A 13,639-nucleotide genomic window follows, 5' to 3' on the forward strand; every position below is an offset into this window, starting at 1 on the left:
TTCATGTTGCTCAATTCCCTGGACGACTACGTTCCAGCATCGGCACGCTGTGTTGTCCTCATGGAAAGTTCGGCGACATATCCGGCCTTGGATGTGGTTGTAGAAAACGCGCTGTTTGGAACCGATGCTTCGGAAGTAGGATCCGAAGTTGGCATTTTGGTAGACCCTGACCCTGAGTTGGTTGAGGAGACGTTAACGGGGCGCTCGAGTGCGGTTGAGCTGTGGTTTCCGCGTAATCGGATTGGTCGCCTGCATGATGTGCTTATGCTTTTCGACGCATGGGCAGTCAACGGATTACATTTGACCGAAAACTGGATCCACCTGGCAATTTTGCCGGCAACCGCTTCTTCACGCAGCAGCGCGGATTTCCGCGCCGGACTGCAGGCCGTACAGCGTACTGCAGCTGTGCCAAGCATTGTGAACGGCGAGAATGTGCCACCGATTAATGTTCGTTCGCTGCTGATCGCTGAACTTGTGCCGTTAGTGAAGCCGTATAAGCGCTACATTCCGCATCGGGTAGTCATTGCGATGTACAAGATTTTGGAGAAGATCCGATGACTGAATATCGCTTTGGGATCAGTGTCATTATTCCCTCTCGAGCTGGCTCAACCACCATTCGCAAGGCCCTAAAGTCAATGGCTGAGCAGTCGCTGGATCCACAGCGGTTTGAAGTCATCGTGGTGATTAATGGTGTTGGTCTGTCGTCAGATGCTGGGCAGGAACTCTATGCGGAGTTTCCCCAGCTCGACTTAAGAGTTTTGCGTAGCTCGGTTCCGTCAGCTGGTCGTGCGCGCAACATCGGGCTTATGAACGCGCAACGTGCGTTCACCACTTTTCTGGATGACGACGACCAGTTGGAGCCAAAGTTCTTGGAGTCCGCACTACAGTTGGCTCAGCCAAACACAATTGTGCTGATGCCGATCGTCGATGTACGCAGCGGTGAACGGGATGCGGGAAACTCACTTAATGCACGAATTCAAGCACTAGCAGGTAGTGCGGTACCGGTTTCTGCGGCACCATGGGCTCTTGGCTTTAATGCTTGCAAAGTGGTTGCCACTGAATTGCTTGGTCAGCATCGGTACTCAGAGGAACTGAAATCGGGTGAAGACTTAGTGTTCTTTGCCCAATTGCTCCGGCAGCCACACTTGATGTTCTCAGTTCCAGCGCAGACTACTGACCAGGCTTACCTGCGCTATCTGACTACGGATTCGATATCTCGCAGACAAGAGAGCTTTGAGTTCAATGTGCACCAACGCCTGGAATGTATTGGGGCTTTGCGCGCAATCGAAGTGCCTGAGTCAAACCGAAATGCGCGAGTCTCACTAGAAAATGCTCAGTTTGGATTTGTCGCTGACTACCTTAGATCTCGACCTAATGAGGTTGATCAAGCTATTCAGGACGCGGTTGATTTGCAGCTGACCGGACTGGATTGGGAAAAGCTGCGCCCAGAAAGTGCGCGCCGAGTGGTCTTTTCCTATTGCTTCCCGCCGTTTGCTGATACTTCGGCGAATGTGACTGCAAAGGTCATTCGGGCGGAGAAACAGCTGGTGGATGTCTACTTTGCAGACATGTCGAGGGTGAGAGGGAGAGACGAGTCCACTCGTCTGATCGTAGAACCATTCGTGTCGCACCAGGTCGAGATTGCAACTCAGCCGTCTTTTGCCGACTGGGGATTGATTTGTGATTATGCGCGAAAGGCCGTCCGTTCCGCGCGTATCCAACAGCGAGCAAAGAATAAGTATCAATCGATGTATTCGCGTGCACTTTGGTCAGGTTCACACGTCGCTGCGTTACTTTTCAAGTCCATGCATCCAGCCGTTTCTTGGGATGCGGAGTTTTCGGATCCAATGGCTGTGGGAGTTGATGGATCTCCGCGCGCAGGCAAGCTGACTTGGAACACCACTACTTTGCGAATCCGCAGACTCCTGGACAAGTCCGGTTGGGGCCCAATTCCATATCGTACGCACTTCGAATTTACGGAATTAGCTACGTTGGCCTGCGCAGATCGGGTCATTTTCACGAATGTGAACCAGCAGAAAGTGATGCTTTCTCGGTATCCAGTTGAGTTCCGGGCCTTTGTAGAGGCGAAGTCGAAAATTCAGCAGCATGTTGCTCCGACACCAGAGATGTACCAGCTGCAACAAGCTGATTACCCTTTAGACAACAAGAAGCTTCATATCGGCTATTTCGGTAGCTTCTACGCCAATCGCGGTGTGGGTGACGTGGTCGCTGCGATTCGAGACCTTCCTGCAGCGGAAGCCGCAAAGGTGGCTCTGCATGTGTTTACTGCAAAGCCAGAGGATTTGCGTGAAGAATACCGGGATTTGGTTGAAGCTGGACAGCTTCGGCTCAATGGTTATGTGCCTTATTTGGAGTTCCTTAATTTGGCAACCAAGTTTGATGCCCTGCTTGTAAGTGATGTCAGCCTGAATGACACTAAGCTCGAATTTAACCCGTTCCTTCCGTCGAAATATGCGGATTATTCTGGGGCTGGAGTTCCGATTTGGGGCATGGTGACGGAGGATTCGCCGCTGTCTATGTCCCACCTGGATTTCACGAGTGAACTCGGTAATAAAGGTTCTGCTCGAGCTGTGTTGAATGAACTCCTTGGTTTTCACCGGTAACATCACCAGCAGCTCTTGGGATAGTTTTCGTGCCCGTTTAAATATTGCAGAAAGGCCGAGTGGTTTTGTCTCGTCACCGTTTTAACCGAGCTGAAAAGGCCGCGCAACTAGGCGTTGAGCTAATTGAGCAACGGGTCAAGAATCCAAACGCTCGGATCTATAAGGTTTCAGCTGAGGGCTTGGAACCTCTTGCGATTCGACCTTCCTTGCCGGAGTACTTGCGACAATTGTGGGACCGTCGGTTTTTTATCGTTGCAGATGCGCGTGCTAAAGCATTGCGTTCGACGCGTGATTACCGGTTGTGGCGTACGTGGTTGGTGCTGAATCCACTTTTTGATGTCGCGCTTTATGGTTTTCTTTTTGGGTTCTTGTTCAAGTCCTCGCGAGGAATCGATAACTTCATCGGTTTCCTGTTCATTGGCATCATCTTCATGCGGATGATGAGCGGATTGTTCACTTCTGGCAGCGGTTTGATGACGGCTTCGCGGTCAATGATCCGTGCCTTCAATTTCCCTCGGGCTTCCATTATTTTTTCGCAAACTTTACGTGCAATGATTGATAATGTTTTGCCTGCTTTGGTGTGTTTGGTTTCTGCATTTCTATTGCAGTGGGGGACCCCGCCACGTTGGACACTGATCTTCATTGTGCCGTTGTTCCTGCTATTGCATATTTTTGGCACCGGCCTGATGTTCATTATGGCTAGGCTGACGGCTGAAATCCCCGATGTGAAGGCGCTGGTGCCACTGGTGACTTCGGCTTGGTTCTTTCTGTCTGGCGTCATGTTTTCGCTCGACCGTTTCGCAAGTTTCGGCAAGATTCACGCGATAATGACGGCAAACCCAGCGCATATATTTTTGACTGTGATCCGTGACTCTACGATCTATGGCCAGGTTCCTTCTTTAGCAGAGTGGGCCACGCTGCTGGCCTGGACGTTTGGCACCTTTATTGTGGGGTTTGTTTACTTCTGGCTTGCAGAAGACAAGTATGTCCGGATTGCGTAGCAAGGAGTTCAAGATGACCGAAGTTATTGAAATTGATGCAGCAAATGTGGTCGTTGATCACGTGTCTAAACGCTACGTAATTAGCCAAAGTCGTTCTGACGATGCCTCTGACGTGCGGATTGGCAAGAAGAGCACGGTTGTCGATGCCGTGGTAGACGCTTCCCTGGTCGCGCTGCCAGGTGAATCGATTGGACTTATTGGCTTGAATGGCTCCGGCAAATCAACGTTGCTGAGCATGATTTCTGGTGGTTTGGCGCCCACTTCTGGACGAATTCTGACGAGCTCCAAACCAACTTTGATGGGTGTTTCGCCGGCGCTCCAGCCGACGCTATCTGGCCGTCAGAACATTTATCTGGGCTGCCTGGCGCTGGGTATGCGGCCAGAGGCCGCTCGCGAGCAGATCGGCATTATCTCCGAGTGGACTGAACTAGGCGATGCAATTGAACGCCCGATGAATACCTATTCTTCCGGCATGTCTGCGCGACTTGCTTTCGCGATTTCCACGGCGATTGAGCCAGAGATCTTAATGATCGATGAAGCACTATCGACTGGTGACGCTGCTTTTGGTGCCAAAGCGCAGGCGCGTATGCACGAGCTCTTGGAGCGAGCCGGCAATTTGTTTCTTGTGTCGCATTCCATTAGCCAGATCGAAGAGAACTGCAAACGAACGTTATGGATCAGTGAAGGGCGAATCATCGCGGACGGTCCGACGACTGAGGTCGCGACCAAATATCACGAATGGGCGCGTCGTATGGGCAAAGAGGATAAGTCACCGGCAATGGAGTTTCTTGAAGAAGTGAAGTCCGAGTACCGTCCACCGATAGTGGTATTTGACGAGGCATTTAGTTAATTCGTTGCGCCGTCACCAATAAGGAATACAATGGAATGGATAGAGAACTCGTAAAACTTAAATAATTATTAGATTTGGCAAACTGTGCCAAAAAGAGTTTTGCAGTTAAATCCATGTCATTAGAGAGGCGCAGATGTCTGAATTTCCGCACGTTGCTTTTGTAGGTTTGGGATACATCGGCCTGCCAACTGCAGTGACGATGGCGCTCAACGGCGTTAAGGTCACGGGTGTTGACGTCAACCAGAACACGGTTGATCGAGTTAATGAAGGTAAGGTGACCATCGTCGAGCCTGGTTTGGAAGAGGCGCTGCAGAAGGTGGTAGCTGCTGGAAACCTGACTGCGACGACCGAGATGGTGCACGCCGATGTTTACATTATCGCAGTGCCGACGCCATTTAAGGATGATCATGAGGGCGATCTGTCTTACATCATGTCTGCAGCTTCCAATATTGCTCCGCAGCTGCAGGGTGATGAGCTGGTTATCCTAGAATCCACCAGCCCTCCGCTGACTACGGAGAAGATGGCGGCTAAGATCCTGGAGCTGCGTCCAGATCTCGCTGCGCACCGTGATGGTGAGTCGAGCGACAAGCCAGTGATCTACTTTGCGCACTGCCCTGAGCGCATTCTTCCGGGTTACGCCATGGAAGAGCTGGTCACCAACGACCGCATCATCGGTGGCATGTCCGAGGAAGCCACCAAGCGCGCTACCGCTGTATACAAGTCGTTCTGCAGGGGTGAGCTGCTGGGCACCACCGCAACCACCGCTGAGCTGGCAAAGCTGACCGAGAATTCCTTCCGTGATGTCAACATTGCGTTTGCAAACGAGCTATCCCTTATCTGTGACAAGCTCGGAGTGGATGTTTGGGAGCTCATCGAGCTAGCTAACCACCACCCACGCGTGAACATTTTGCAGCCCGGTCCCGGCGTTGGCGGCCACTGCATTGCGGTCGACCCATGGTTCATCGTGTCTTCGGACCGTGAAAACTCCAACCTCATCCGCACTGCTCGTGAGGTCAATGACGGTAAACCAATCTGGGTTATGAACAAGGTCAAGCAAGCTCTGGTGACGACCGAAAACCCTGTCATTGCTACCCTGGGCCTTGCTTTTAAGGCAAACATTGATGACCTGCGTGAATCCCCGGCCTTGAACATCACGAAACAACTGGCTGAGGAGCTGCCAAATGAGCGCATTCTCGCTGTGGAGCCAAATGTCTCCGAGCTGCCTTCTCGCCTGCATGATTACAATAACATAGAGCTGGTTGACACCAAGACCGCACTTGAGCAGGCCAATATCATCGTTCTCCTCGTAGATCACAAGGAGTTCTATGACGTTCCTGCTACCGCACTAGCGGACAAGACTGTCGTGGATACTAAAGGCTTGTGGCGCTAGAAAGACGGCTTGATCTTCATTATGATTGGAAACCATTGCAATGAACAATAAACAAGAAAAGACTATCTATTTGGCCTTAGCAATCACGCCAACATTGCTAGCCTTTATGACTCTCACATTGGTTTTGGTTCACCTCGAACTATCCGCATTGGTTGTGCTCTCCATCGCAATTGCTATTCTCCCAATCATCTCGCATTTTCGCATGAGGAGAATGCTAGCTTCAATCCGTACTAGCGTGACTTTTTCATCGAAAAACTCACCCGTGGAATTTGAAAAAAACTTGAAAATGCTAGAGGAGCAATTGAACTCGTTGGTTCTGAATATGCAAGCTAGCGCAAATGATTCTAGGCAAAATAAAAATGATATCGATCTGATTAAATTGTCAAACGAGATACGTCGGGAATCGCGGTACATCCGGCTGGTAGCCCAGGAAATGCAAGATCAACTGCGAGAAAGGCCAAGGAGTTGAGATTAGGCAAGTCGCATGAAATCTGCTTGAATCAAATTTCCTCCCAGGACGTGTCACTTGCCGGGCCGGGTGAGGCAGCACGCAAAGCGCTGCGGCTATTAGGATTGCCAGTGAACTCGAGTGTCCAAAGTACGACAACCGAAGCCGAAAGTCTCGGTAAAGAAACTCTAGTTACACACTTCCTTGATTTGTTCGCATGCTTGGAAGAAGTAATGGACAATGTGCCGAATCAGTCCCTGTTCTTGGCAATCAAAGATCTCTATTACGATACTCATGGTCGGATTGCGAACTACTTTAATGAATCTCCACAACTTCGAATCGACATCTCTGATCAAATTCAAAGCCGACGTCTCTCGCGCATTGACTGGAGTCTTCTACAACCTGAGGTTGAAGGTTTGGCACTACTTTATAACTTTTCTCCCTTCCAGGACACTGGTGCGACAGTAGCATCAAAGAGAATCAGAAATTTTGGTAAGACTGTTGATGTAATCGCATGTTCGATGTTGCACCGAAAAAAAATTGATCCAACGATCGAAACGATTTCACAGCCGTATGTGCGAAAAAAGAAGTTTCTGTCAACGGCTCCCTCGTGGGATTCGTTTCCGAAATATGAATCATATGTACGGCGTGCGATTCGCGAAGCCGAGATGCTCATGCAAGAAGGTGCCAAATATAAATTCATATACTCACGAGCAATGTGGGCGCCGTCATTGTATGCAGGCGCAATGTTTAAGATTAAGCATCCTGAAATTAAATGGATTGCGGAATTCTCCGATCCTCTATCTCGAGATGTCGAAGGCAAGCGCAGGGGAGCAGCGCTGCCACAAGACAGTCTATTGCTTGCTGAGTTTGCTAAAAGAATTGAGTTGCCGAAAGAGCAAATTTCTGAATTCAACGTATTCGAGCTCGCCGAATACTTAGTTTACATTTTGGCCGACGAAATCGTATTTACGAATACAAACCAGAAGAACATAATGCTCGACCAAATTTATGAAAGTGATTTTGGAAGGAATTTGTTCGACGAGGTTGAAAAGAAATCTTCAGTACAGAATCATCCTACCCTACCTCGAGAATATTATTCAGTCGTCGATTCTGATTATAAAGTTAGTGATCAGTTTTTGAATCTGGCATATTTTGGTGAGTTTTATTCTAGTCGCGGAATTACAGAAGTAACTGCAGCTATTAGATCTTTGCCGGATTGTATACGTAAACGTATAAAATTGCACGTGTTTACAAATTACATCCCGCCTTCAGAAGGGGGAGCAAGGCCCCGGCAGCTTTCTGAGGCCCAATTTAACGAATTGGTGGAGCGCGCACATGAAGGCGTCGGTTCAAAAGGGATCGAAGAAAATGTATCGTTCAACGCGTCTCTTCCTTATTTAAAGTTTCTCGCAACTACCGACAGATTCGATGTGTTAATAGTTAACGATGCTCGTTCGGGAGAACACCACAAGATAAACCCATATTTGCCTTCTAAATGGAGTGACTACGCGGGATCTTCTGCTTCTTCGTGGGCTTTTATTGAGGCCGGATCGATTTTATCGACCAAAAATGCTAAATACAAAACTCCGGTTGGTGATGTCTTGACGGCTCGAAAATTGCTTTGGGATTTGGTTCTAGAAAAATATCCAGAAACGGTTGTGTAATGAATTCTGTGGATAAGTCGGTTAAGGATGCACTTGGTTCAATGGGGCGCGCATCCACGCCCGCGGTGGCAAATAATCCTTTTAACTTGAATTATCTCGACTTGATTTCAGGCGAGTTGGTTCCTAGTCGACCTAATACCACTGTTTGGATTGCGCCAAAACCAGTATTTTCCGAATTTGGCCTCGGTACACCCACTGTTTACGGGTCTCCTGCTTGTTTGCTCGAACAAGTTAAACACCATCATACGTCTAGTTTTTTGGTAGATACCGAAGCATTTCAATCTGGGCCGTGGTACGGAACTGGAAGCGGAAAGTTTCATGCAATGGCACTGTTAATCTCTAACGCTGCCAATGAGGCCAATAAACTGGGAAAATCAACGTTCATTGTGAGTTCTAGCACTTTCAAGCGTTCGATTGAGTACGAGCTATTAATGCAAAGTTTCAATTACGATTTGGCCGGCGCCGATCGCTCGCAAATGGAAGAAGGGGCGCGACTTTCTCCGATTACCGAGTATTACCTGTGTCGTTCTAACTTTTGATTACTGCGAAGGAATAGTGGGATCTGCTTTGGATGTTAACTCTCTAAATGTACTGTTTGCTACAGATGTCAAGTACTCGGTCGATTCTTCGGCATGCTATTGGATAGAAGGCTTTTTGTCCAAATTGGTCGAGGACGGAAATTCGGTTACATTTGTGCAACGCGAGCGGCAGGCCGACGATCTTCATACAAGATTAGCAGCGCTCGGTATTGAAATAATTCCTGCTATCCGACATCCTGAAGAAGCCTATGATGGGACTGGTGTCCTAGGGCGATTCGCGGCAAGGCAAGTAGTTCGATTGTCTCGAAAGGAAAGTTTCGACTTAGTTATAACTCAGGGATTAGAATTGTGCGTTTTCGTAGCAGGGGCGAAGGAAAACACACACAATTTGTGGTGCATTCCAGAATATAATCCAACCACGAACGCAATATTCTCTGAGGCTGACCTTCAAGAAATTTCGAAACTGGCGCCAGGAGCAAAGACGGTCCTCTTTAGCAACAATGTGTTGCGTGGGCAAGTGGAGTCGAGGTATGCACAGCTAACGTCTAAGACAAGATTGCTTCCAAATATTTCAATGAGAAAGAGCGGGGAAGTACAGATGCGAAATGAAGCTGGCTTACCTACCCTTTATTTAGATTTTCCGCGTCTAGAGCGAGAATACGATCAAATTGATTTTGAACGCTGCGCGTTAGAAGCAAAGTTTTTAAGAGATATCGTTAGGGTTGTTGTATGCGGAATCGGCGGAGTTGATGAGGAGGAAGTTTCTGCTAGACTTGACCGGATTGGTATCTCCAGCTACCCAGCTTTAGAGTTTGAGGATCGTGAGTTTCAACACTGCCGCTATAGGAGTTACGAAGCTGCGGTATTGATATCTGATCCCAATGGCGCAACTTCGCAAATCGCATCTATATCTGGTATCCCGGTGGCGAGTCTTGAAGGCTCTCCATCATATGCTGACCTTGTGCGATCATTGAAGACTCGAGTCGAGCTATCTGGCGGCGAAGATAAAGGTAGTTTATTCTTTTCGAATTTCGCTTCAGATTTAGCGGATTATAAAGCGATTCCTTTGCACACAGAACCTAAGAAAGTCTTGGTTGTTGGCGCTGATCTTAAGTTTGCCGGAGATATGTTGGATGCCTTAGTTCAGCGTCGAGATATTGAACTCAAGATCGACAAGCTTGCTTCTAATGGTCGTGTTGAACCACAGGTAAGTACACAGTTTTTGGAGTGGGCAGATGCCATTATAGTTGAGTTTGCAAGTGTAAACGCTGTTTGGTATTCAAATGCGGTTTCTCCACGCCAGAAGCTTTTTGTCCATCTGCATGGTTACGAATTGTATTCTGATTGGATTGGCGATCTAAATATCGATGGTGTCGCGGCTGTTGTTGTGGCTTCGGAATTCTATAGGGATAAAGTGCTGGAAAAAATGGGATGGCCATCGCATAAGGTGGTGGTCATTCCAAACAGTGTAAAGATTGAAGATCTAAATCGCGAAAAGGATCCTGAGTCCAAGTATCACATCGGGCTTATTGGCTATGTACCGATTCTCAAACGCCCAGACCGGGCTCTCGATCTACTTGACAAGCTGTTAGAGTTTGACGACCGTTTTACACTCCACGTTAAAGGTCACGCCCCTTGGAACTACCCATGGGAGTGGTCTAAGTCTATTCATCAAGATCAGTATAGAGACTTTTTCCGCAGGATTGGTGAAAGTCCGGGGATTTCAAAATCCATTAGTTTCGAACCATTTGGTCCTGATATTGGAAACTGGTTTTCCAAGATTGGTTGGATACTTTCGCCTTCGTACCGAGAAACCTTTCACCTTGCCGCAATTGAAGGTGCCTGCAGTGGAGCGGTTCCGCTTGCTTGGAGAAGGGAGGGTTCGGAAGAAATAATCGGATCAGATTATAATTTTAAAAATACTGATGAAGTTGTTGATTTCGTTTTGGATGTTATTCAGTCCGGGCGATATGAAGACGTATCAAAAAGTGCTAGCGATTTTGCTCAGAGGTATTCAGCTGAAATTGTTCGCGAACGATGGCTCGACCTAGTCTTTTCGATTGATGATTTATCTTCAGGCAGTTTGGAGTGTCCAGATGCCGCAGTTAGCTGGATCGATAAATTCAAGGCTCCATTCATTAATAGCTTGCCGGCGACAGAAGCTAACTTGTGTAAAGCAGTGTCAAGGGAAATGGCGCGCCATGATGTAGAACAAGCAATGGCATTGCTGGACGAGAATATCAACATTACTGCTCATAAGCGTGGAGTTGTAAAAGACCTCGAGCTATATGTCCGCGGCCTTTTTGCTTTGGACGAACGAAAGTATGACCTTTTAATTAATGACTGGTCGGGCGTGGAACCATCCAAGGAGTTGAAAGATTCGGCAGTTCTAATTGAACAAGGACAGGGTCTAAGGGCTTTCGAACTATTCGCTCCAAGAGATGCATTTGTCCACGTTTCTCCACCGAACTGGTTTAAGAAGGGCAAGAGGGATTTGTACCGGCGCCTTGACGGTGATGCACCGTTCGAGGTTGAAATTAATGGCGATTATAGATTTGATCGTTGGGTCGAGCTTGCGAAAGCTCGGTTGATCCAAATTGTCGCAGAACTGGGTGCGGATCAGATAGTGGCATATGGTCCTCTTTGGTTGGCATTACCGGCAGCCCTAGCTGCTAACCAACTGAATATTGGGTTCGTATGGGCAGTGGAAAAAAATGAAAATGGGGTAGTCGAACGTGTAGGCAATATAAATTCTGCCAGCCCGGATATTGAAGCACAGTTAGCCAAAATTCTGCTAGAAAATGCAGACCTGCGAATGGTCGAAATTGCCGGAGGAAGGGATTATTCAGGCTTCTACTGGTATGCCGACGCAGCACTTGGCTCAAAAAAAGAGAAAAACGGGCAGCTTGAAGTCTTTTCCATGCTGACGGCAGATAAGGCGTTTGCCCAGGATCGGGTTTCACGTAAGCGAGAATTGCCTACGCGGTCGAAAGCCATTTCGGAATACTTTGTTGCAATATTCGGAATCGGTGAGGAAATACGCTCAGCCATTTCGCAATCCCAAATGCGCTGTTTTGAAATTTTTGACACGAACGGTGTTACGAGTGATCTTGATCTTCTACTCGTTTGGGGAGACGCTCTAGAGCGAAGTAATTTCCAGCTTGACCAGACAATCGAGTTTATTAGTTCGGCTCGTTCTAAAGGTATACCCGTCTGCCTTGTCTATTGCGAGAAAAACGTACCCAGTTCAAAAATGATCGCGGTTGCGCGCCTATGTGACATGCTGGCTTTCAGCTGGCTACCTGGAAGTTCTCCGATTCTGCAGCTGAATCCGTTGACCGTAAGCCGATTAACCTTTTGGGACAATCAACGAGCTATGGATGAAAACGTGGCCATGGTATTACGTGCTTTGGCGGAGCCTGTTGTTGTAACACGCAATGAGAAACGCATGGCAAATGAGCTCACAGCGGATTCGAAACTGTGTGTCGATACGCCAACTGATAATCAAGCTGTAGATCTGTTCGCAAGTCACGAAAAGGTTTCTGTAATTATAGCGACACATAAGGGTGTTCATCGAATTAGGCAATGTCTGGAATCGATATCTTCACAGACGCTTCCGCAACACCTTATTGAACTTGTGATCATTGAGAACGGAATTGCAGACGGGACGAAGAAAATTGTTGATGACTTTAGAGCAGCCAATCCCGGTATTTCAATTGTTTATCAGTTCTCTAAAATCGCTAGCGCGGGGAATGCTAGAAATATTGGATTAGACTTAGCGGATGGCGCCTACGTGACGTTTGTCGACGATGATGACTATTTGGAAGAAAATTATCTGCTTTCCATGTGGTTGTCGGCTGGCGATGATTCAGTTGTTGTCGGCGGGTTGACCGATAGGGCAGAAAATGGAACCTACAAAAGGGAAACGCCTAACAACTTGCGATTGTCTGCACTGCAAGATGACCGTGTTCCGCTGGCGAAACGGTCTGGATTGTTGTTCATGAACTCTTGCAAGTTGATCCCGGCAAAGTATCTAAAACGAATCCGTTATGCCTCCGAGCTCTCTTCCGGAGAAGATATCGTGTTTATGTCTCAACTTCTTAACTTTAAGGATCTCAAGTTTGTAGGGGCAGCAAATCTTGAAAAGGCTGACTATATCCGGGTGCTTAGAGATGAATCAATCTCTAGACAGGCTATGACTTTTGACTTTGGAATTGTACAGAGGGTAGCCGTGCTAAACGCTTTAACTGATCTGAAAGGCACGCTTCCGAAGGAGGCGCACCGAGCGATCGAAGTGATCCAAGATGCGCAGGCGAGTTTCATCAGGAAATATCGGAAAGAGATGCCAGGTGACGAAAACAAAGTTACCAAGTATCTTGCAGAAAATCTAAAACCGGTTAGTGCAGGAGTAAATTTGGCTTAAGACATGACTTTTCGGCCGTGGCTCTAAAAAGTATTTGGTCTAAAGTGAATCTAATGAATGCTGGCGAATTTGATTTAAGTATTCATGATCATTAATGAATCGCGTTAAGGCATGCTATTGTTCTTCCGATGTGCCGATTGTCCCAACTTTGTCATATTCGCCCACTCGAGGATTCAGAAATTCGCATGCGGCACCTACGTATTAATTATTAATTTCCTGATTTGGCAATACAGCTAGAAACATACCTATCCTGGAAGTATGGGATGTATCTAATTGATCTACTTCTGTCGATGAAAAGACAAACAGTTATTGGATCAAATTCATTGGTGAAATGTTGGGAAAGCCAAGGGAGTCATGAAGGTTGCGAATCAAAGGATATGTCGGCACTTCTTAGCGAGTGACATGTGTGTTCGCTTTAGACATGGTTTGGAAATCGGATTAGTCGGTGTTCTCGATTTGTAAAGGTGTCACACTAGCAAGAATAAAGGCAGTCTGGATGTATTAAGTAGATCACTATTTTCGACCCGGCTACTTGCCAGGTAGAGATATGTATGTTGGGTGTTGCAATGACAAAAGTTGGTCTGTATTCTGCCACGGCCAGGGTCCAAGATAGTAGCTTTAGCCTTTCATTCGAGTAAAATACCAATTTCGCGAAGTGGCCGCAGATTTCTTTGAACTATCCGGCGTTCATTTCGGC

General features: G+C 47.5%; 8 protein-coding genes. All 8 read left to right on the plus strand.

Annotated elements, in window-relative coordinates:
* Positions 1 to 3 precede the first annotated feature (3 nt).
* Positions 4 to 558 carry a hypothetical protein gene (locus CEPID_RS00650; RefSeq protein ID WP_047239323.1) on the plus strand — a complete coding sequence of 185 codons (555 nt, stop codon included), beginning with the start codon at positions 4 to 6 and terminating at the stop codon, positions 556 to 558.
* Entirely contained in the window at positions 555 to 2,624 is a 2,070-nt protein-coding gene (locus CEPID_RS00655) for a glycosyltransferase (protein ID WP_047239324.1), read from the plus strand. The genes CEPID_RS00650 and CEPID_RS00655 overlap by 4 nt, the downstream gene beginning before the upstream one ends.
* A 65-nt stretch (positions 2,625 to 2,689) precedes the next feature.
* On the plus strand, positions 2,690 to 3,625 hold the full coding sequence (locus CEPID_RS00660; RefSeq protein ID WP_236684266.1) for an ABC transporter permease: 936 nt from the start codon (positions 2,690 to 2,692) through the stop codon (positions 3,623 to 3,625).
* Between the two features lie 13 nt (positions 3,626 to 3,638).
* Positions 3,639 to 4,475: an ABC transporter ATP-binding protein gene (locus CEPID_RS00665; RefSeq protein WP_047239325.1), complete on the plus strand. Its 837-nt coding sequence runs from the start codon at positions 3,639 to 3,641 to the stop codon at positions 4,473 to 4,475.
* 133 nt (positions 4,476 to 4,608) lie between these two features.
* Positions 4,609 to 5,865 (plus strand): UDP-N-acetyl-D-mannosamine dehydrogenase, encoded by a 1,257-nt coding sequence (wecC, locus tag CEPID_RS00670; RefSeq protein WP_047239326.1) that lies wholly within the window; start codon positions 4,609 to 4,611, stop codon positions 5,863 to 5,865.
* Positions 5,866 to 6,384: 519 nt separating this feature from the next.
* Positions 6,385 to 7,980 (plus strand): hypothetical protein, encoded by a 1,596-nt coding sequence (locus CEPID_RS00680; RefSeq protein WP_144413398.1) that lies wholly within the window; start codon positions 6,385 to 6,387, stop codon positions 7,978 to 7,980.
* Complete coding sequence (locus tag CEPID_RS13040; protein ID WP_144413399.1) at positions 7,980 to 8,519, plus strand: hypothetical protein; 540 nt, start codon at positions 7,980 to 7,982, stop codon at positions 8,517 to 8,519. The genes CEPID_RS00680 and CEPID_RS13040 overlap by 1 nt, the downstream gene beginning before the upstream one ends.
* Before the next feature lie 16 nt (positions 8,520 to 8,535).
* On the plus strand, positions 8,536 to 12,942 hold the full coding sequence (locus CEPID_RS12340) for a glycosyltransferase (protein ID WP_052843251.1): 4,407 nt from the start codon (positions 8,536 to 8,538) through the stop codon (positions 12,940 to 12,942).
* Positions 12,943 to 13,639 lie beyond the last annotated feature (697 nt).

Source organism: Corynebacterium epidermidicanis (assembly GCF_001021025.1).
In the GTDB taxonomy this organism is placed as follows: Bacteria; Actinomycetota; Actinomycetes; order Mycobacteriales; family Mycobacteriaceae; genus Corynebacterium; species Corynebacterium epidermidicanis.

Bases quoted from the DNA above. Each gene is read 5' to 3' on its own strand.
- CEPID_RS00655 (WP_047239324.1), top strand. From the start codon at position 555: ATGACTGAATATCGCTTTGGGATCAGTGTCATTATTCCCTCTCGAGCT.
- CEPID_RS13040 (WP_144413399.1), top strand. From the start codon at position 7,980: ATGAATTCTGTGGATAAGTCGGTTAAGGATGCACTTGGTTCAATGGGG.
- CEPID_RS00650 (WP_047239323.1), top strand. From the start codon at position 4: ATGTTGCTCAATTCCCTGGACGACTACGTTCCAGCATCGGCACGCTGT.
- wecC (WP_047239326.1), top strand. From the start codon at position 4,609: ATGTCTGAATTTCCGCACGTTGCTTTTGTAGGTTTGGGATACATCGGC.
- CEPID_RS00665 (WP_047239325.1), top strand. From the start codon at position 3,639: ATGACCGAAGTTATTGAAATTGATGCAGCAAATGTGGTCGTTGATCAC.